Source organism: Pedobacter humicola (assembly GCF_056490705.1).
Map to the genome: position 1 here is coordinate 160,950 of NZ_JBWJIG010000013.1, position 20,255 is coordinate 181,204.

The 20,255-nt window shown below is 39.3% G+C and carries 16 protein-coding genes and 1 tRNA gene; 12 read left to right on the plus strand and 5 right to left on the minus strand.

The genetic code is table 11. The annotated features are described in order from the left end of the window. The first annotated feature begins 118 nt into the window (after window positions 1-118). The 3 genes from AC04Q1_RS19615 (at window position 119) to AC04Q1_RS19625 (ending at window position 2,475) form a co-directional block, all read left to right on the plus strand. Entirely contained in the window at window positions 119-430 is a 312-nt protein-coding gene (locus AC04Q1_RS19615; RefSeq protein WP_478366261.1) for a hypothetical protein, read from the plus strand. Window positions 431-810: 380 nt separating this feature from the next. Further along, on the plus strand, window positions 811-2,004 hold the full coding sequence (locus tag AC04Q1_RS19620; RefSeq protein WP_478366262.1) for a M12 family metallopeptidase: 1,194 nt from the start codon (window positions 811-813) through the stop codon (window positions 2,002-2,004). Between the two features lie 189 nt (window positions 2,005-2,193). Then, window positions 2,194-2,475: a hypothetical protein gene (locus AC04Q1_RS19625; RefSeq protein ID WP_478366263.1), complete on the plus strand. Its 282-nt coding sequence runs from the start codon at window positions 2,194-2,196 to the stop codon at window positions 2,473-2,475. A gap of 60 nt (window positions 2,476-2,535) precedes the next feature. On the opposite strand, the gene AC04Q1_RS19630 is transcribed toward AC04Q1_RS19625, so the two are convergent. Next, window positions 2,536-3,717: an AIR synthase related protein gene (locus tag AC04Q1_RS19630; RefSeq protein ID WP_478366264.1), complete on the minus strand. Its 1,182-nt coding sequence runs from the start codon at window positions 3,715-3,717 to the stop codon at window positions 2,536-2,538. A gap of 764 nt (window positions 3,718-4,481) precedes the next feature. Beyond that, a complete protein-coding gene (locus AC04Q1_RS19635) occupies window positions 4,482-6,656 on the minus strand; it encodes a glutamine synthetase III family protein (RefSeq protein ID WP_478366265.1) in 2,175 nt (724 codons plus the stop codon). Window positions 6,657-6,858: 202 nt separating this feature from the next. On the opposite strand from AC04Q1_RS19635, the gene AC04Q1_RS19640 reads away from it, so the two are divergent. Continuing rightward, window positions 6,859-7,707 (plus strand): energy transducer TonB, encoded by an 849-nt coding sequence (locus AC04Q1_RS19640; protein ID WP_478366266.1) that lies wholly within the window; start codon window positions 6,859-6,861, stop codon window positions 7,705-7,707. A gap of 11 nt (window positions 7,708-7,718) precedes the next feature. Then, a complete protein-coding gene (locus tag AC04Q1_RS19645) occupies window positions 7,719-8,069 on the plus strand; it encodes an FEKKY domain-containing protein (RefSeq protein ID WP_478366267.1) in 351 nt (116 codons plus the stop codon). A 720-nt stretch (window positions 8,070-8,789) separates the two neighbouring features. Here the strand turns inward: AC04Q1_RS19645 and purL are convergent. Beyond that, a complete protein-coding gene (purL, locus tag AC04Q1_RS19650; protein WP_478366293.1) occupies window positions 8,790-12,515 on the minus strand; it encodes a phosphoribosylformylglycinamidine synthase in 3,726 nt (1,241 codons plus the stop codon). A gap of 194 nt (window positions 12,516-12,709) precedes the next feature. Here purL and gloA2 point away from each other — a divergent pair, with 194 nt between their 5' ends. The 5 genes from gloA2 (at window position 12,710) to fbp (ending at window position 17,497) form a co-directional block, all read left to right on the plus strand. Further along, window positions 12,710-13,090 (plus strand): SMU1112c/YaeR family gloxylase I-like metalloprotein, encoded by a 381-nt coding sequence (gloA2, locus tag AC04Q1_RS19655; RefSeq protein WP_478366268.1) that lies wholly within the window; start codon window positions 12,710-12,712, stop codon window positions 13,088-13,090. Window positions 13,091-13,142: 52 nt separating this feature from the next. Beyond that, window positions 13,143-13,793 (plus strand): tRNA1(Val) (adenine(37)-N6)-methyltransferase, encoded by a 651-nt coding sequence (locus tag AC04Q1_RS19660; RefSeq protein ID WP_478366269.1) that lies wholly within the window; start codon window positions 13,143-13,145, stop codon window positions 13,791-13,793. An 87-nt stretch (window positions 13,794-13,880) separates the two neighbouring features. Next, on the plus strand, window positions 13,881-15,692 hold the full coding sequence (locus AC04Q1_RS19665) for a serine hydrolase (RefSeq protein WP_478366270.1): 1,812 nt from the start codon (window positions 13,881-13,883) through the stop codon (window positions 15,690-15,692). Window positions 15,693-15,906: 214 nt separating this feature from the next. Further along, on the plus strand, window positions 15,907-16,398 hold the full coding sequence (locus AC04Q1_RS19670) for a metallophosphoesterase family protein (protein WP_478366271.1): 492 nt from the start codon (window positions 15,907-15,909) through the stop codon (window positions 16,396-16,398). A 19-nt stretch (window positions 16,399-16,417) separates the two neighbouring features. Next, on the plus strand, window positions 16,418-17,497 hold the full coding sequence (fbp, locus tag AC04Q1_RS19675; RefSeq protein WP_478366272.1) for a class 1 fructose-bisphosphatase: 1,080 nt from the start codon (window positions 16,418-16,420) through the stop codon (window positions 17,495-17,497). Here fbp and rnhA read toward each other — a convergent pair. Further along, a complete protein-coding gene (gene rnhA, locus AC04Q1_RS19680; protein WP_478366273.1) occupies window positions 17,494-17,964 on the minus strand; it encodes a ribonuclease HI in 471 nt (156 codons plus the stop codon). The two genes, fbp and rnhA, sit on opposite strands and share 4 nt — an antisense overlap. Window positions 17,965-18,140: 176 nt before the next feature. Between rnhA and AC04Q1_RS19685 the strand changes: the two genes are divergently transcribed. Further along, a tRNA-His gene (locus AC04Q1_RS19685) sits at window positions 18,141-18,214 on the plus strand. 446 nt (window positions 18,215-18,660) lie between these two features. On the opposite strand, the gene AC04Q1_RS19690 is transcribed toward AC04Q1_RS19685, so the two are convergent. Further along, a complete protein-coding gene (locus tag AC04Q1_RS19690; protein ID WP_478366274.1) occupies window positions 18,661-19,020 on the minus strand; it encodes a response regulator transcription factor in 360 nt (119 codons plus the stop codon). Window positions 19,021-19,385: 365 nt separating this feature from the next. On the opposite strand from AC04Q1_RS19690, the gene AC04Q1_RS19695 reads away from it, so the two are divergent. Further along, window positions 19,386-20,255: an STAS domain-containing protein gene (locus tag AC04Q1_RS19695; protein ID WP_478366275.1), complete on the plus strand. Its 870-nt coding sequence runs from the start codon at window positions 19,386-19,388 to the stop codon at window positions 20,253-20,255.

A 20,255-nucleotide genomic window follows, 5' to 3' on the forward strand; every position in this document is an offset into this window, starting at 1 on the left:
TATTTTAAATACTATTTATTTTAGAATAAGTGTTTAATTTAGTGAACTGCTGTAATGATGAATAGAAATTGTAGCATTTATTATCCTTGATACGTTTTTGCAATAAATCTAAAAGAATATGAAAAACCTTATTTATTTAACACTCTTATTTTTATGTTTTACTTCTTGTAAAAAGCTAACGGTAAAGGAGGAAAAAACATTTGTTGAAATCAATGTACCTAAGCCTAATGGATACCTTAGCAGTGCAATACGTGTTACACTCATGGTTGATGGTAAAGCAGATATAGTGCCAGGTGGCGATGTATCAGATAGGGGTACTTACAAAATTAAGGGTAAAAAGCTTACCGTTACGGCAGGAAAAGAATATGAATTTGCGATCACCTCCGAAACAGAAATTAAGTACGGTGAACGGATTTTGAGGTTACAATAGCTGATACAGATCACTAAATGTTTTCGAAACGCCCCGGTCTTTTATTCGTGGCTTTCGTTTTTATCAAGATAAAATAAATCTTTTGTATGTTTTAAACAGTGTTTTGTGTAATAAAATAGCTACCTTATGTAAAAATAATATTTACTTAATAGTTGATTTGTATTTTTATAAAGGAAAACAAATAGCTATTATAAAAAATGCGTGCGCTCCCTGTAAGACATACCTCTTCTTTTATTAGAATATTCACGTTTCGTTTAATATAAACGAACCCCTTCCTTATTTCTAATTGAAAAAAATCCTAAGCCTGCGCTTTTATAACTAATGGTTAATTGTTTATGCTATTAATAAATTATTGAATTAAACGCTAAAAACATCTTAACATGAAAAAAATCTATTACCTTTTTGCTACGCTCCTCATTTTTGTAGGTGCGTGTAAAAAAGAAACATCAATTAAAGGAGAGCAGCAAGAAGCGCCTAAGAAAACCATAACCTATCATTTAAAAAATGGGGGTGAGGTAACTGTAGCGATTAACAAAAAAGGCGAATATGTTGTTGGTGGTGACGTTATTTTATCAAAAGACCAGATTGCTTATTTGGAATACAATAAAGTTGGAGATGGTAAAGAAACTACACCAAGAAGTACTTTTACAGCTGAATATCAAAAGTTGTGGCCTGGAGGAATTATTTACTATGTGATTAATGATGCTGCGCATAGTGCGGACATCTTAGGTGCGATGAGCGATTGGGAAGCCAGCACGCCAATTCGTTTTGTGCAACGAACTAATCAGGCTAATTATGTGAATTTTGCAGGACTGCCAGAAAATGGAGCTGGAGATTCAAGATTAGGCATGATTGGGGGTGAGCAATCCATTAGGTTAGCTGCCGGTGCCGATAAATCTACTGTCATCCATGAAATTGGACATGCGGTAGGACTGATGCATGAGCAAACCAGAGCTGACCGTGATCAATATATTAATATTGATTTTTCAAATATCAATTCTGATTGGACTTATCAATACGCTACCTATAATGCACAAGGTAGGTATGGTTTTCAGATAGGCACTTTCGACTATAATTCAATCATGTTATATTCTTCGAGTGTGCCCGAAGCCAGGGTAGGCGGAAACACCTCACCACAAATGACCAGAAAAGATGGCTCTACATGGTGGTACAACGACCACCTGTCACAAGGAGATATTGATGGGGTAAACTTTCTTTATAATCCTCAAATTTTTATAAAATATGTTGCAAATTACAATGAAAGCGAATCTTTTAATTATAGTCAGGGCGGGACGGATGATGTAAGAATTGTTTTTGATATATCTATAGAACTATATAGTGATTATGCATTAACAGTTCCTATGACTTTTTCTAGTCCACTGGCAGTTAATATAATTAATTATTACAACGATAATCCTGTTAAAGCTAAGGTTATTATACCTTCTGGTACGCATACTATTCCAATTGGGCAAAATATTGAAGAATATTATATGGACTACGGGCAATATAGATTTCATAATTATTACAACGTTTTTCCTGAAAAAGGTGTTGGCTACATTATACCTGGGCCATAAAAGTTAAATAATACAAATTGTATAATTTGTGCGTAGCTATGGTGACGCGTACATTTTTGTGATTATGATTATGGCTACAAAAAATTCCCGGTCAATTTAATCGGGATTTTTTTTAATAAAATAAAACCATTTCTGCTGTAAAGCGATTTTAATATTAGATCTATTTATTTAAAACTAATATGTAAAGAAATGAGCAGTTCAGAACAAACCCATGATCATGCTACCATAAAAGCATGGGCAGAAAAACATGATGGTTTACCGGCTATAGTGGCTGATACCGCAAAGGGAAAAAGTGAAGGTGTTTTAAGGATACACTTCCCAAAACACAGCGACAGTTCTTCAGACTTAGAGGAAACAGATTGGGATACTTTTTTTAAAACCTTTGACGACAACAAACTTGATTTTTTGTATCAGGATAAAAAGGCAGATGGAGAGGAGAGTACCTTCCACAAATTTGTAGAACGTGGATAACCAGTCAAAAAAAAGCCTGCTGAAATTTAATTTCAGCAGGCTTTCTTTTGAAAGTATTTCTTAATTATAAATAAATGTTCCTTTTTCGCTTTCGATGGTTACCTGTTTTTGCCCAGCTTTTTCTACGCGGCCGATTAGCTGTGCGTCGATGTTAAAGCTTTTCGAAATTTCGATGATGCTATCTGCGATTTCCTGTGGCACATATAACTCCATACGGTGCCCCATGTTAAATACCTTGTACATTTCTTTCCAATCGGTGCCCGATTGTTCCTGTATCAGCTTAAACAGGGGTGGGATAGGGAATAAATTGTTTTTGATTACGTGAATATCGTCGTTAACGAAATGTAATACCTTGGTTTGTGCACCGCCGCTGCAGTGTACAATACCATTGATCTGACTGCGGTAAGCTTCTAAAATCTTTTTGATTACAGGTGCGTAGGTGCGGGTAGGAGATAAAACCAATTTACCTGCCGTTATTTTGCCGAATCCTTCAATCTCTATTTCTTCTGTTAATTGTTTTTGGCCAGAAAAAACCAGGTCGAAAGGTACTGCCGGATCAAAGCTTTCCGGATAACTATTGGCTACCGTTTTATCAAATACATCGTGGCGGGCAGAAGTTAATCCGTTCGATCCCATACCACCATTGTATTCTGTTTCGTAGGTGGCCTGTCCGTATGACGCCAGGGCCACAATGACGTCGCCTGGTTGAATGTTGTCGTTGCTGATGATGTCTTCGCGCTTTAACCTGCAGGTTACGGTAGAATCGACGATAATGGTCCTCACTAAATCGCCTACATCGGCCGTTTCGCCACCTGTAGAATAGATGGTGATGCCTTGCTCGCGTAAATCGGCTAAAATTTCTTCTGTACCGTTAATTACGGCAGCAATTACATCGCCTGGAATCAGGTTTTTGTTCCGGCCGATGGTTGAGGATAATAAAATATTGTCGGTAGCACCTACACAGATTAAATCGTCGATATTCATGATGATGGCATCTTGTGCAATACCCTTCCATACCGAGATATCTCCGGTTTCTTTCCAGTATACGTAAGCCAAAGATGATTTGGTACCTGCACCATCGGCATGCATGATATTGCAATATTCCTCGTCACCGCCTAAAATATCGGGAATGATTTTGCAGAATGCTTTAGGGAAAATTCCTTTATCGATGTTTTTGATGGCATTGTGCACATCTTCTTTTGAGGCTGAAACGCCACGTTGATTGTACCTGTTATCACTCATGTTGGCGCAAAGATAATGGAAAAAGTCGGGAGTCAGAAGACCGATGTCAGAAGTTTTTACCACAATACGCCGTCAAGCTGATCCGATAGCTTTCGGATTGATTTCAGCTTCTCTTTTAAAAGCTAAGCTATCTGAGCTTTTTACTACCTGAGGCACCTGAGTTCATCTAAGTGATTTGACCACAAAATCACAAAGAACATTAGGATTTGCTATGATTCTACATTGTGGTGGGTTTTGCACTTGCACGGGCCTTTATTAAATAAACCTGATTGGATGGATGCTGTAAACAATGAATTAAAAATCAGGAGGTAAATTTACAGCAGAAAGGAAAGCAGGACTGGATTAGCCGATGCGCACTGAAATTGCTTTCCAATTGTTTTACCACCTGAGGCACCTGAGTTCATCTAAGTGATTTGACCACAAAGACACAAAGAACACCAAGATTTGCGATTGCAAATGAAAGGTTGTTTTTTTTACGATGGATTTTTTTACACCGCTCAAGCAATTAGCTCGGATTTACCACTCTCTATCAGATCCTGAAACAAGTTCAGAAGGACGCTATGAAGGGGATTTGGTTATCCGATTTAAACAATTAACCAGTGTATAATTTACAGTTTGCAGTTTCCAATTGGCAGTTGGGAATACGAATAAACAAATGGCAAATGAACCAATGATCAGTTTTCAATTGGCGGTTTGCAGTACCATTAAAATGAAAAAGGCGCAGAGTAAACCCTACGCCTTAAACCTTTTAGCTTACGCCCTTCTTATTTCATGAATAACAATTCTCTGAATTTTGGTAAAGGCCAAACGCTATCGTCAACAATCTGCTCTAATTTATCAGCATGGTAACGGATGATTTCGAAGTAAGATTTAACTTTCTCATCGTAGGCAATCGCTTTCTCGCGGGTATCTTCGATTTTGTTGGTTACTTTACGTTCTTCTAACATCGCATCGATATTGGTTTTCACAATTTCTAAATGCTCCGTTAATTTTTTAACGATATCGATAGAAACTTTGCTGTCTACACCAATTGCTTTTAATCCCTGTACGTTAGCGATTAAAGAGTTTTGATAAGCAATAGCCGCCGGGATAATGGCAGTGTTAGCCACTTCGCCCATTACACGTGCTTCGATCTGTAATTTTTTGTAGAAGTTTTCTAACATGATTTCATGACGGGCATGAATCTCACGTGCACTGTAAATACCTGTTGTAGCAAATAACTCAGCAGATTTTTCAGTTAAGTAAGCATCTAAAGCTTTTGGTGTAGTTTTGATGTTTGATAAACCGCGTGTTGCCGCTTCATCTTCCCACTCCTGGCTGTAACCATTGCCTTCGAAACGGATACCTTTAGATTCTTTGATGTATTTTTTGATCACAGTTAATAAAGCGATGTCTTTTTTATCACCTTTTTTGATCAATTTATCAACCTCAACTTTAAATTTAACCAATTGCTCGGCCATAATCGCGTTTAAGATCGTCATCGGGGCAGAAGAGTTAGCTGAAGATCCAACAGCTCTAAGCTCGAATTTGTTACCTGTAAATGCGAAAGGAGAAGTACGGTTACGGTCGGTATTGTCTAATAAAATCTGAGGGATTTTAGGGATACCTAACCAAAGTGCATTATCTTCTTTGATTTTTTTGCTGATACGTGAGTGCTCAATCTCATCTAATACATCGTTCAATTGAGAACCTAAGAAGATAGAGATAATTGCAGGTGGCGCTTCGTTGGCACCTAAACGGTGATCGTTGCTTACTGATGCAATACTTGCACGTAATAAATCGGCATGCTCGCTAACGGCTTTGATTGTGTTTACAAAGAAAGCAAGGAACATTAAATTGTTTTTAGGCGTTTTACCTGGTGCCAATAAGTTTTTACCGGTATCGGTAATTAACGACCAGTTGTTGTGTTTACCTGATCCGTTGATGCCTGCGTATGGTTTTTCGTGTAACAATACACGGAAATGGTGGCGACGGGCAACTTTTTCCATCAAATCCATCAACAATTGGTTGTGATCGATAGCCAGGTTGATTTCTTCATAAATCGGTGCACACTCAAACTGAGATGGTGCAACTTCATTGTGACGGGTTTTTAAAGGAATACCTAATTTTAAAGCTTCGTTTTCGAAATCTACCATGTAGCTGAATACGCGCTCAGGGATAGAACCGAAATAATGATCTTCTAATTGCTGGCCTTTAGCAGACATGTGTCCGAATAAAGCGCGGCCTGTTAATAATAAATCGGGACGAGCATTGAACAATGACTCATCAACCAGGAAATATTCTTGTTCGATACCTAAAGAAGCATTTACTTTGGTAATGCTTTTATCGAAATATTGGCAAACATCAACGGCAGCTTTATCAAGCGCAGCTAATGCTTTTAATAAAGGTGCTTTATAATCCAAGGCTTCACCGGTATATGATACAAATACTGTAGGGATACAAAGTGTTTTACCTGCTTTACTTTCCATGATAAAAGCTGGAGAAGAAGGATCCCAGGCAGTATAACCACGTGCTTCGAAAGTATTACGGATACCACCGTTAGGGAAACTGGAAGCATCAGGCTCTTGTTGAACTAATGCGCTACCAGCGAATTTCTCGATAGCTCCATCGCCACTTGGCTCAAAAAATGAATCGTGTTTTTCTGCAGTTGTACCAGTTAATGGCTGGAACCAGTGCGTATAATGCGTTGCGCCAGCGCTCATTGCCCATGCTTTCATAGCAGTTGCAATTTGGTTGGCATCGTCTGAATTAATTAATTCACCCTGGTTGATAGAGGAGATTAATTTTTCGTACACGTCCTTAGATAAGAAATCTCTCATTTTTCTCTTATCAAATACATTAGCGCCAAAAAAGTCAGAAATTTTTGCTGATGGTGCTTTAACTTCTGGTGAAATTCTGTTTTGAGCCTCTTTTAATGCGATGGTTCTTAAGCTTTTCATTAATTTGTTATGTTTTTTGTCAAAAATAGTATATTTTATTAATTTTCGTAAAACAATCGTATTATTTATATCAATTTTATTGAAAATGAAATAAAAAAATGTTTTTCAGATGAAAAATTTCATTTTTTGTAAAGAAAATAGATTTTTTAACGCTTTTATGGAATTGGTGATCTGGCTGCATCATGCTATAAAAATAAAAGCTATGTTCAACTCTTTCATTAACGTATACAAAACCGAGTGGCTCGATCTTGTATTTGCAGACCGCAACAAAAATTATGGTGCTTATCAATTAAGGTCTAAATCTTCGTCGATTATGACAAGGGCGCTTTTTGTAGCTGGTAGTCTATTTATCCTGTTGTGTTTTTCTCCCTTGATTTATGGGAAGTTGTTTCCAAAGGAAGTAATTGTAGACACAGCACCAACAGTGGTAGATTTAAAAGATGTAATCCATCAGATGAAACCAAAAACTCCTGAACCTGAGAAAAAGATCGAACCTGCAAAAGCCGATCCGCCGAAGGTAAAAACAGTTGCTTTATCAAAAAATATTGTTGTTGTAAATAAGGTTGAGCTTCCTGATCCACCTACTGTTAAGGATATTCAGGATGCGGTAATAAGTGATAAAACACAAGATGGTATTATTGCGCCCAATCTGGTAATCCCTGATACCAAAGGTAACGGTAATGGTACAGGTGTGGCGAAAGACGGTGCTGGTACCGGTGATCCGAATGCAGTTGTAGATTTAGGTGGTGTAGACGAATATCCTGAATTTAACGGCGGTGCTAAAGCCTGGTCTAAATACATGGAGCGGAATTTAAGGTATCCTTATCAGGCGCAAGAAGCAAATATCCAGGGTAAAGTATTTGTGAGTTTTGTGGTAGAGCGGGATGGCTCTGTATCAGATGTTAAAGTATTGAGGGGGCTTGGTTTTGGTTGTGATGAGGAGGCGATTAAAGTGATTAAAAAATCTCCATTATGGAAGCCTGGTAAAAACAGGGGTACTCCAGTTCGTGTAAGATATAATATGGCGATTAATTTTACCATTTCTAATTAAAATATTAGATCATGAAAAAAACCTTTTTAATATTGTTCCTTGTTTGTTTTGCAACGCTGTATTTAAGTGCACAAGTTATAAAGCCTATTGATAGTGCGCAGGTACACAGCACTAAACTCGCTCATGCCGATTTGAAGAATGGAAGCGTTAAATTTTTAATCCGCGGGGGGATTGTATCTTCATATGTTAAGGGACAGGAAGTATTTGAAAAGAAATATGGTGTTGCCTATTATAGTTTTGGCTGTGTAATGCCGGTTAATATCTCTATCAACGATTATAATAAAGTGGTTGCTTCTTTTATGGACCGTAAATATGGAAGGGACTGGAGGAAAGAGGTGAGGAGTGATATTCAAGGGATATGATTTAGAATGGATGATGTAGAATGGGAGATGGGTGATGTATCATTAATTTTTATAATCTGCATAATAGATGTTGAATCAAGTTCAGCACGACGACTAAACGACAGCTATTAACGCTCTCGGTTTTTAGGAGAAGTTGGGTTGGGTAAATTGAAACGGTTTGGGCGGTGCCCGGGCCGTTTTTTTGTCCTTGAGGTTTTATTCTTTTTTGGAAAGCAGGAACAGTGCCTTTTTGTAATTATAGTCCCGCCCTTTGTTTCAAATCCTCGCCCTCGTACCTCGGGCTGTGGGTTTTCCACTTCGGTCGGGTTTAGGTGGCAAGGCTGGTAGTGCTATTTATGGTTTATTGCGGGTGCAGAAACAGGTGGCACACAGCAGAACAGAACAGGCTTTTGTTCAATAAATCCGACAGCGCGGTTAGCCCGCAGTGGAGTGCAGCGGAACGAGGACTATAAGCGATGGCGGGAGTACAGCAGCTATGAAAAGCATCATGCTCATTTCATGATAAAAGAAATCATTTAGCATAATACAAGAGAAGCGTCATTTCGATCCGATAGGTATCGGATGAAGCTAGCCGGTTTTTCATCGGTAGCGAAATGGAGAAATCTATCTCGATAAATCTCTCGACCCCGTTGCACTCTGCTCGAGATGACGAATATATTTAAACAAAAAATGGATGATGGTTTTAATTCCATCATCCATTTTACATTTTCCATCAGGTAATTATCCTTTATTCTCGATCCACTTGCGTGCATTGACAAAGGCTTCCATCCATGGTGAAACTTCATCTTTACGGCCTTGCGGGTAATTTGCCCAGTGCCATTGAAACAGTGAACGCTCAATGTGTGGCATCATCACCAGGTGACGGCCGGTTTCATCGCAAAGCATCGCGGTGTTGTAATCAGACCCATTTGGACTGGCCGGATAACCTTCATATGCATATTTGGCTACGATTTTATATTTGTCTTCTGCATATGGTAAAGAGAATCTACCTTCGCCATGTGATACCCAAACGCCTAAGGTGCTTCCGGCTAAAGTAGATAACATCACAGAATTGTTTTCCTGTAGGGTTAAGGAAGTGAAAATACTTTCGTGTTTGCCACTTTTGTTATGCAGCATTTTAGGTTTTTCTGCGTGGTCTTTATTAATTAAGCCCAACTCTACAAATAACTGGCAACCGTTACAAACCCCAACTGATAAGGTATCGGGGCGGGCAAAGAATTTCGCTAAAGCTACCCTTGCTTTTTCGTTGTATAAAAACGCACCTGCCCAGCCTTTGGCCGATCCTAAAACATCAGAGTTAGAGAAACCGCCAACTGCACCGATAAACTGAATGTCTTCCAAAGTTTCCCTTCCGGTAATTAAATCAGTCATGTGGACATCTTTCACATCGAAACCAGCTAAATACATGGCATTGGCCAGTTCGCGCTCAGAATTGCTTCCTTTTTCGCGGATAATGGCTGCTTTTGGACGTGGTTTGGTGGTGTCGATTACAGGTTTCTTTCCATCAAATTGAGATGGGAAAGTATAATTTAATACCTGGTTTTTATAATTGTTATAACGTTCTTTCGCTAATCCGTTCCCCGTTTGTTTGCTATCTAACAAGAATGACGTTTTAAACCAAACATCACGTAAGTGGTCGATGTCGAAGTTAAAACTGTCTGTAGCATTTTTAAGCGCCAATTTAGCTGAGGCATTTACCTCACCGATTTTATGGAAAGCAACGCCATTCTGTTTGAAAGTTTCTTCAACCGAAGCATCGGCCTGGAATACAATACCAATGTTCTCTGCGAACAATACTTTAATGCTGTCTGCTTCTGCCAATGAAGATAAATCTATCGATGCACCTAAGTCGCGATCGGCAAAACACATCTCCAATAGGGTTGTGATTAAACCACCGCTGCCAATATCGTGTCCGGCCTGGATTTTATCCTCCTTAATTAATTGTTGTAATGTGTTGAAGGTCGTTTTAAACTGAGCAGCATCCTTAACATCAGGTGTTTCGGTACCGATTTTGTTTAAAACCTGTGCGAAAGACGAACCACCTAATTTATACGTATCGTTAGAAAGGTTGATGTAATAAATCGATCCGCCATTTTTCTGAAGTACAGGTTCAACCACTTTAGTGATGTCATCGCAATTTGCACCTGCAGAAATAATCACGGTGCCCGGTGCAATTACATCACCATCTTTGTATTTCTGTTTCATCGATAACGAATCTTTTCCGGTCGGGATATTGATTCCTAAATCGATGGCAAAATCAGAACAGGCTTTTACTGCCGCATATAAACGGGCATCTTCGCCTTCGTTTTTACAGGCCCACATCCAGTTGGCAGAAAGTGAAACACTTTTTAAGCCATCTTTTAGCGGTGCCCAAACGATGTTTGACAGTGATTCGGCAATGGCATTACGGCTACCTGCTGCAGGATCGATCAAAGCCGAAAGTGGCGCATGACCAACTGAAGTGGCAATACCTTCCTTACCCTGAAAATCTAATGCCATTACCCCACAGTTGTTTAAAGGCAACTGCAATGGACCTGCACATTGTTGTTTGGCCACACGGCCACCCACGCAACGGTCTACTTTATTGGTTAACCAGTCTTTAGCGGCAACCGCTTCTAATTGAAGTACCTGCTCTAAATAGGTGTTTAATTCGTTGTTGTTATACTCAACAGCTTCGTATTTACGGTCGATGGTTTGATCGTCCATTACAATTTTTGGTGAACTGCCAAACATGGCGGCCAGTTCAAAATCCATTGGTTTTAAACCTGTTGTTGCAGATTTAAAGGTAAAACGGTGATCGCCGGTTACTTTACCCACCGTATACATTGGTGAACGTTCGCGGTCGGCTATTTTTTGCAGGGTTTCGATATGCCCGTTGCCGATCACCAATCCCATTCTTTCCTGCGATTCGTTGCCAATAATTTCTTTGGCCGAAAGGGTAGGGTCGCCGACAGGTAGTTTATCTAAGTCGATTAATCCACCGGTTTCTTCAACCAGTTCTGATAAACAGTTTAAGTGACCACCTGCACCGTGATCGTGGATGGAGATGATCGAGTTGTGATCGCTTTCTACCATGCCACGTACCGCATTGGCCGCACGTTTTTGCATTTCAGGATTTGAGCGCTGAATGGCATTTAATTCGATGCCGCTTCCATGCTGACCGGTATCTGCAGATGAAACGGCTGCACCGCCCATCCCGATCCTGTAATTTTCTCCACCAAGAATAACGATGTTATCGCCTTCCTTTGGTTTAAGTTTTTGCGCCTGACTAGCTTTACCATATCCGATACCACCTGCAAGCATAATTACCTTATCGAAACCTAATTTTCTTGAGTTTTCTTCGTGCTCGAAAGTTAAAACCGAACCTGTAATGAGTGGCTGTCCGAATTTATTTCCAAAATCAGTAGCACCGTTTGATGCTTTGATCAGGATATCCATTGGGGTTTGGTATAACCATTCTCTTTCTTCAACACCTTTTTCCCATGGACGGTTATCTTCTAAACGTGAAAGTGCGGTCATGTAAACTGCTGTTCCGGCCAAAGGCAATGAGCCTTGTCCGCCAGCTAAGCGGTCTCTGATTTCCCCACCTGAACCTGTTGCAGCACCATTAAAAGGCTCAACAGTGGTCGGGAAATTATGGGTTTCTGCTTTTAATGAGATGACCGATTCGAAATCGCTTGTGGTATAATAATCAGGTTCATCGGCACGTTTAGGCGCAAACTGCTGCACCTTAGGGCCTTTAATAAAAGCTACGTTATCTTTATATGCTGAAACGATATCGTTAGGGTTTTCTTCAGAAGTTTTGCGGATTAACTTAAATAAAGAAGTAGGCTGCTCTATTCCATCAATTACGAATTTTCCATTGAAAATTTTGTGGCGGCAGTGTTCTGAATTTACCTGAGAGAAACCAAAAACTTCCGAATCAGTTAAAGGTCTTTCCAGTTTTTGTGCTAAGGTATTTAAGTACTCAACTTCTTCATCGCTCAATGAAAGTCCTTCTTGCTTGTTATAAGCCGCAATATCGGTGATTTCTAAAATCGGCTCCGGTTTGATATTGATGGTATATACCTCCTGATCGAGCTTGCCATATTTTTGAGAAAGCATCGGGTCGTAATCGGCAAAGTTTTCATCAACCTGCTTAAATTCTTCTATCCTGATAATTCCCTGCATGTCCATGTTTTGGGTAATTTCTACGGCGTTGGTGCTCCAGGGAGTAATCATTGCTGCTCTTGGCCCAACGAAAAAGCCAGTTAAGGCCGTTTCTTGCGAGATTTTGGCGCCGCCAAATAACCATTCAAGTTTAGTAATATCAGTGGTAGAAAGCGCTTTGTCTGTTTGTAAAACAAAAATCGCCTGCGATTGACTAAGGAAGAAATGAATCATGCTTTTTTTTTGAAGTTGCAAAAATAGCTTTTTTAAATGAAAAAACTGCTGTAGTGCAGGGATTGAATGAGAGAATTTTCAATGATTGAATGTCAAAATATAATGAATGAATTAGAGAATGATAGAATTTAATGAGGGGGTGTTGGGCTCAGGAATAATGAAATGCTAAAAGAATTTTAATTAACTGATAAGGATATTTTGCAACTTTGCCCATAATTCACTCAATTATTCACTCATTCATAATTCAATCATTATTTATGCTTCGTATCCACCACATTGCCATTATCTGTTCTGATTATGAAAAATCGAAAGATTTTTATGTGAATAAATTAGGTTTTACAGTATTGGCAGAGGTTTATCGGGCCGAAAGGAAATCATATAAGCTGGATCTGGCAGTGAATGGGGTGTATCAGATTGAGCTTTTTTCTTTCGAAAACCCTCCGGCAAGACCATCGCGACCAGAAGCGCAGGGTTTGAGGCATTTGGCTTTTGAGGTTGTGGATATTGAAAAAGAAATTTCGCGTTTAAATAATCAGGGCATCATAACAGAACCGATCCGTATTGATGAATTTACAGATAAACGTTTTACTTTTTTTGCTGATCCGGATGGTTTACCTTTAGAATTGTACGAAATTTAGGATGGGTGTTTTTAAATTCAAGCAATTTGAAGTCGACCAGGCCGGCTGCGCCATGAAAATTAATACTGATGGGGTTTTGCTTGGGGCAACCGTTAATCACCCGGCCCCTGTTAACATATTGGATATTGGAACCGGTACAGGGGTAATTGCACTGATGTTGGCGCAACGTTTTCCGGATGCAAATATACACGCGGTAGAAATTGATCAACAGGCTGCGGAAACCGCTGGAAGGAATTTTCAACTGTCAGTTTTCAATGAGCGCTTAACGATTAACCATGTATCCATTGAAGTATATAATCATGCTCAACAATTCGATCTCATTGTTTCCAATCCTCCGTTTTTTGTAAATGACTTGAAGAATGAGGAATTTAGGAAAGGAATAGCAAGGCATGCCGGAGAAGAGTTTTTTGCGATGTTGATTGAAAAATCAAATACTCTTTTGGCTGATGAGGGGATGATCTGGCTTATCCTACCCATCAAGCAGGCCGATGAAGTAATCGAAATTGCATCTCAATATGATTTGTGGTTGAAAGAGCGGATCCATATCCATTCTGACGAAAGCAAGCCCACTTTCAGACAGATCATCTGTTTAAAAAAAGGTGGAGCGGTTTTGAAGGAAAGTGATTTTTATATTTATGAATCCTTGAAACAGCATACGCAGGAATATAAGCTTTTGCTCAGCGATTTTTTTCTGGCTTACTAAGGGACTAGTTGAATTTAACTATTTTATGAAATAATCCTCATTATCATTTGTACTTTAGGGCGTATAAATGATCTCACCTAAATTAAAATGAAACGTAGTATAAATGTGTTCTTATTGTGCTTAATGGCACTGTCTGCTCTTGCTCAGTCAAAAAAACAAAAAACAATAGATCCTTTAAAAGGAATTGATACTTTATTAAACAGGATATTGAAAGATCAGCAGGTGGCCGGTTTTGCGGTCGCTGTAATAAAAGGCGATCGGGTAATCTATAGTAAAGGTTTTGGTTACCGTGATGTAGAAAATAAAAAACCGGTTACGTCGAATACGCTTTTTGCCATCGGCTCCAGCACAAAGGCCTTCACTTCCGGTCTTATTGGTCTGTTACAAAAAGAAGGAAAGCTTTCTTATGATGGTATTGCAACTTCTTATTTGCCGCAGTTGAAGTTTTATAACGATAATATGAACAACCAGATTACCGTTCGTGATATGATGTGCCACCGTACAGGTTTATCGCGTTACGATCTTTCTTGGTTTATATTTAATACTTCCAATCGCGATAGCATTATACAAAGGGTGCGTTATATGGAGCCGACCGCTGCTGTGCGCGAAAAATGGCAGTATAACAACTTTATGTTTTTGGCTCAAGGTATGATTGTTGAAAAACTGACCGGAAAAACATGGGAGCAGAATATTAAAGAAAAGTTTTTCGATCCTTTGGAGATGACCCATTCCAATACCAATATTTTTGAGTTTGAAAAAGATAGCGAAGCTTCTTTACCTTATACGGTTAACAGCAATGGCGCCATCGAAAAGATGGATTATTTCAATATCGACGGAATGGGCCCTGCCGGGAGCATCAATAGTAGTGTAAACGATATGGCGCATTGGCTAAAGGTTTGGATTAACGGCGGGACTTACAAGGGAAAAGAAATTTTGCCCACCTCTTATATAAGAGAGGCTGCGAGTTCTCAAATGGTGAGAGATGGGGGGCTACCGGCAAAGGACAATGATATTTATCTGTCTACTTATGGTTTTGGCTGGATGATCAACTCTTACCGGGGTCATTATATGGTAGAACATGGTGGTAATATCAATGGTTTCTCAGCGAGTGTATCCTTTTTTCCTACCGATAATTTAGGTATTGTGGTGTTGACCAATCAAAACACCTCAAATGTTCCGGAAATCGTATACAGCAGTATAGCCGACAGGGTGTTGGGATTGAAAGCTATCGATTGGAACGGCAGGACGAATAAGACGAAAGCAGAGGCCAAAGAAAGGGAAAAGGCTGTGAAAAAGACGGCTGAAAATGCCCGTGTTTTAAATACAAAACCTTCGCATCCCTTAAAAGATTATGATGGTTTGTTTGATAACCCTGCTTATGGTGTAATCAATGTAACACTTAAAAATGATTCACTTATTGCCATGATGGGTAAAGAGAAACTTTTGCTTAGGCACTATCATTATGATGTATTCAGTATTAGTGGGATAGATAAAAACGGTAAAATTGACACGGCGGAAAGTGATCTGCGTTTTAATTTTATCAGCGGGCAGGATGGCAAGATAGAAGGGATTAGTATTCCTTTGGAGCGTGGAATGAAGCCCGCCATTTTTACTTACAAGCCAAAAACGGTTGAATTAAGCGCAGCGAGTTTGGCAAGTTACATAGGTAGTTATAGTGAAAACGGCACGACTAAAGTTTATTTAAAAGGTAAGGTATTGTTTGTTTCTGTACCTGGTCAGCCGGAATATGAAACCGTTTCTGTAGGAAACGATACCTTTAATTTTAAAAATCTGAAAGGATTTAGCTTAAAATTTGAGAAAAAAGAAGGGGTGGAAAAGGCTATATCTGTTTCGTTTATTCAGCCTAATGGAACATTTAAGCAGGTAAGAAAAGATTAATGAACAAGCTATCATGAAACGCAAATTCTTCCGTGCCGTTATAAATGATTGTGGGTTTGGTATGGTAATATCCTATAATAAAAGATAAATACTTTTTGTTGAATTGTTGATTCTTCTAAGTTAAGAAATGCTTTATTTGGCAGATTGTTATCCGCACCAAAATAATTTGATGAGCAGTTAAATGTGTAAAAAACGATAGGAATTACTTTGTAAAATGAAAAAAATAGGATTAATTTCTGATACGCATGGTTTTTTAGACGAAGCAGTTTTTAAACACTTTGATGGTGTGGATGAGATTTGGCATGCGGGCGATTTTGGTCCGGATGTAGCGGGACCTTTGGCCGCGTTTAAACCTTTGCGCGGGGTATTCGGAAATATAGATGACGCGGTGATCAGATCTGAATTTCCGGAACAAAATCGATTTAGTTGTGAGGGAGTGGATGTATGGATGACGCATATAGGTGGTTACCCTGGTCGATACTCATCTTATGTTAAACCAGAGATATACACTAACCCTCCGAAATTATTCATCACCGGGCATTCGCATATTTTAAAGGTGATGTTCGATGAAAAAATAAAATGTCTGCATATAAACCCTGGTGCGGCTGGAAAACATGGCTGGCACAAGGTGCGTACCCTGATCAGATTTTGTATAACTGATGAAAATATTCATACCTTAGAGGTTATAGAGTTATCGGGTAGATAATGTAAAATATACACTAAGTATGGTATGTGGCGTTAAAACACTAGGACAATTTATTATAGAAAAACAGGCTGATTTCCCTTATGCAAAAGGTGAACTTTCGAGGTTGCTTAGGGATATTGCCATTGCTGCTAAAATTGTAAACCGCGAAATCAATAAGGCTGGGTTAGTTGATATTCTTGGTGATATGGGGACTACCAACATTCAGGGGGAGGAACAAAAGAAATTAGATGTGTATGCAGATGAACAATTTATTGCTGCCTTAACCAGTGGAGGCGAATGCTGTATTGTAGCAACTGAAGAGGAAGATGAAATTATTCATATCGAATCGCCCGTTTCCCAGAATGCCAAATACATTGTGTGTATCGATCCGCTAGATGGTTCTTCAAATACCGATGTAAATGTTGCCGTAGGGACAATTTTTTCTATTTACCGCCGTAAATCGATAGATGGCAAGGCCAGTATGGAAGACGTGCTTCAAAAAGGTACACAACAGGTTGCTGCGGGTTATATTATTTATGGTTCATCCACCATGTTGGTGTATACTACAGGGAAGGGCGTAAATGGATTTACACTCGATCCCTCGATCGGTGAATTCTGTTTGTCACACCCACAGATGAAAATACCAGAAGCAGGATACATGTATTCGGTAAATGAGGGGAATTATGTACATTTTCCTGATGGGGTTAAAAAATATATTAAATATTGTCAGGTTGAAGATGAAGCCACGAAGCGCCCATATACCTCACGTTATATCGGTTCGATGGTGGGCGATATCCACCGGAATTTAATTAAGGGTGGCATTTATATTTATCCAACTACTTCACGTTCTCCGAACGGGAAATTAAGGTTATTGTACGAATGTAACCCCATGGCCTTTATTATTGAGCAGGCCGGTGGCAAGGCAAGTACAGGTTTCGATCGCATACTTGATATTAACCCTACCGAACTGCACCAGCGGGTTCCCATTTTTATCGGCTCAAAAAAGATGGTCGAAAAAGCAGAAGAAATGATGTTGCTATATACCGCAAAATCAATTTCTGTTGATGCCAATGTAAATGCCAAACTGGAAGATCTAAATGTAATCGGAGGGATAGATTAAAGCTGTGCTTTGCTTCTTTCCACTTCAAAAAAAGTATCTATAGCTAAATTTTGCTTGTCTTGCGAGGCGAAAACAGCTAAACGGTCGCAACGCTCATTTTCCGGATGGTCGTTGTGGCCTTTAATCCAAATGAACTTCACCTTGTGCAGTTTGTACAATTCAAGGAACCGCAACCAGAGGTCTTTGTTTTTTTTGTCTTTAAAATTTTTGGCTACCCAGCCGAAAACCCATTTTTTCTCCACGGCATCTACCACATATTTCGAATCTGAATAAACGGTTACCTGTTGATTCAGGCTTTTTAGCGCTTCGAGTCCTTTTATTACAGCCAATAGCTCCATGCGGTTATTCGTGGTCATTCTAAAGCCACCACTCAGTTCCTTGTAGTGCTGTCCTGCTCTTAAAATTGTACCCCAACCACCTGGTCCGGGGTTTCCGCTAGCTGCTCCGTCTGTATAAATTTCGATCATAAACGCTGTAAAGTTATGTTTTTAGGTTCAAAATAGCTTGTTTTATCTGCTTATGGAAAAATATTTTGATTTCAAATAATTGAATGTTAAGGAATTAAAAATTTGCTGTAAAAACTTTGAAAAAAATATTTGCAGGAAATATTAAAAGTCGTACTTTTGTGACATCAAAAAACACGGTGGCTGTAGCTCAGTTGGTTAGAGTATTGGTTTGTGGTGCCGAGGGTCGTGGGTTCGAGCCCCATCAGCCACCCTTCACAGGGCAAAGGATTTTTAAAGATCTTTTGCCCTCTTTTTTTGCCTTCTAATCCCTTGTTTATCAGGTAAATACGATTAAACGTTTCCGTCATTTCAGCGGTTCGATGTTGGATATTTTGAAAATTAAATTTTTCCTTGAACATCGAACCAATCAGCTTTCTTTTATCATTAATCGCAGATTTGGTGAAAATCGGGAATAATTGAGTTAGCGTAAAAATCGCATCATTCAGGATAGGTGGGTATTTCGGCGTATTTTCGCCGAAATACGCCCTAGGCTCAGTATTGATGAAACAGCTTTATCCAATGGGGAGCTTTATACTATTGTGACCAATAAGGACGCCAAAGGTAGAAAGGGTGCTATTGTAGCCATGATTAAAGGTTCAGTTGCCGAAAATAAATCTCTGTAAGCGAAATCCGGTTCCAGAGCAAATCAACTTGGATTTATGCAATGGCAATGGCAACCTTGTTTATGAAATTGTTGATATCAAAAGGCTTTTTGATAAATCCGTCAGGACTGCATACTCCGGTTACTTCAGATATTGAGGCATGCGCAGACATGATCAATACAGGGATTGAACTGGTACGCTCAAGGGATTTTAGTTCCGCGCAGAGGTCAAGACCATTGCCATCGGGAAGCATCACATCCAGGATCACCAGGTCGGGGTTGCTTCCGGAGATATCCTCCCTAAAGCTTTTTGCATCGGCACATAATCTTACCTCGTATTGTTCCTCACTTAATAGGATATCTATAATTTCCCTAATATCATCATTGTCTTCAACTACCATTATTATTTTGCTCATAACCTATCTGTTTTTATACAACTCAATTTTTAGTTAAAAGTTTGGTTTAATTAAGTATTTATACTAAAAATGCTCAGTATTTGTATCCGTTTTTTTACGGTTTACAGTAAGGGGGCAATGAAAAGGATCCATTCATTGATGATGCCCCATCTGTTTCTTCTTGCAAAAAAAAGACAGCAGCCGCCATTTAGGAATATAATGGTAACATGGCATGTGTTTAACATTCTAAGAATATAAACATTTTCCTGTTGTATGCCGAACAAAGCCTGATTAATAATTTTATTTTACAGAAGACATTGCTTACCTTTCGCCACTAAAAATCCTGTATGGAAAGTCAAGTTTAAAACCTTAACCGTTCATCTAACATGTCATTTAATACGCTGAAATTGCTACAGAAACAAAAAAAGAACATCCTGGAAATATGGATGAAAAACCAACTCTCTGACGAGGGGCTTAGAGAAGACTTGATAAGCAATGAAGATCTTAGAAGTCAGTCTGAGGAACTGATTTCGGCTTTGGTTGCCAACCTTTCAGGAAATGACCTGGTTGATCTTGAAGGGGATAGCTGGAACCCGGTTATTGAAATTTTGGGCGGTATCGCCATTACGCGTGCCCGTCAGGGATTTTCCCCGCGTGAAACAGGAAGATTCGTACATACCCTTAAAGAGGCATTATTAGAGGTACTGCAACGTGAACTCCAGGACCCAAAACAGTTATTTGAGGAAAGCCTTAAAATCAACAGGGTTATGGATAATCTCAGCATCGTTACCTTTGAGACATTTATTAAGGGCAGGGAAGAGGTCATCCTACGTCAGACAGATGAGATTGCAGAGATTTCAACTCCCGTGATCCGTGTCTGGGACGGTATTTTAGCACTTCCGATAATCGGTACCCTGGATAGTTCACGTACCCAGGTGGTTATGGAGAACCTGCTTCAGGAAATTGTGGAAACTGGTTCCAGTATTGCCATACTTGACATTTCGGGTGTACCTGCTGTTGATTCTCTTGTTGCCCAGCACCTGATTAAAACCGTTAGCGCTACCCGTTTGATGGGTGCTGAATGTATTATCAGTGGCATCAGACCAGAAATAGCACAGACCGTTGTTCACCTTGGTATTGATCTTTCAAATATCATTACCAAAGCAACCCTCGCGAGTGCATTATCTTATGCATTTAAGGTTTTAAGGCTAGAGGTACGAAAAAGCAGTTCTGTTCAAAAATCTAATAACTTATAA

Coding starts and splice junctions, on each gene's coding strand:
- AC04Q1_RS19615 (WP_478366261.1), top strand. CDS start 119: ATGAAAAACCTTATTTATTTAACACTCTTATTTTTATGTTTTACTTCT.
- AC04Q1_RS19620 (WP_478366262.1), top strand. CDS start 811: ATGAAAAAAATCTATTACCTTTTTGCTACGCTCCTCATTTTTGTAGGT.
- AC04Q1_RS19625 (WP_478366263.1), top strand. CDS start 2,194: ATGAGCAGTTCAGAACAAACCCATGATCATGCTACCATAAAAGCATGG.
- AC04Q1_RS19630 (WP_478366264.1), bottom strand. CDS start 3,717: ATGAGTGATAACAGGTACAATCAACGTGGCGTTTCAGCCTCAAAAGAA.
- AC04Q1_RS19635 (WP_478366265.1), bottom strand. CDS start 6,656: ATGAAAAGCTTAAGAACCATCGCATTAAAAGAGGCTCAAAACAGAATT.
- AC04Q1_RS19640 (WP_478366266.1), top strand. CDS start 6,859: ATGTTCAACTCTTTCATTAACGTATACAAAACCGAGTGGCTCGATCTT.
- AC04Q1_RS19645 (WP_478366267.1), top strand. CDS start 7,719: ATGAAAAAAACCTTTTTAATATTGTTCCTTGTTTGTTTTGCAACGCTG.
- gloA2 (WP_478366268.1), top strand. CDS start 12,710: ATGCTTCGTATCCACCACATTGCCATTATCTGTTCTGATTATGAAAAA.
- AC04Q1_RS19660 (WP_478366269.1), top strand. CDS start 13,143: ATGAAAATTAATACTGATGGGGTTTTGCTTGGGGCAACCGTTAATCAC.
- AC04Q1_RS19665 (WP_478366270.1), top strand. CDS start 13,881: ATGAAACGTAGTATAAATGTGTTCTTATTGTGCTTAATGGCACTGTCT.
- AC04Q1_RS19670 (WP_478366271.1), top strand. CDS start 15,907: ATGAAAAAAATAGGATTAATTTCTGATACGCATGGTTTTTTAGACGAA.
- fbp (WP_478366272.1), top strand. CDS start 16,418: ATGGTATGTGGCGTTAAAACACTAGGACAATTTATTATAGAAAAACAG.
- rnhA (WP_478366273.1), bottom strand. CDS start 17,964: ATGATCGAAATTTATACAGACGGAGCAGCTAGCGGAAACCCCGGACCA.
- AC04Q1_RS19690 (WP_478366274.1), bottom strand. CDS start 19,020: ATGAGCAAAATAATAATGGTAGTTGAAGACAATGATGATATTAGGGAA.
- AC04Q1_RS19695 (WP_478366275.1), top strand. CDS start 19,386: ATGTCATTTAATACGCTGAAATTGCTACAGAAACAAAAAAAGAACATC.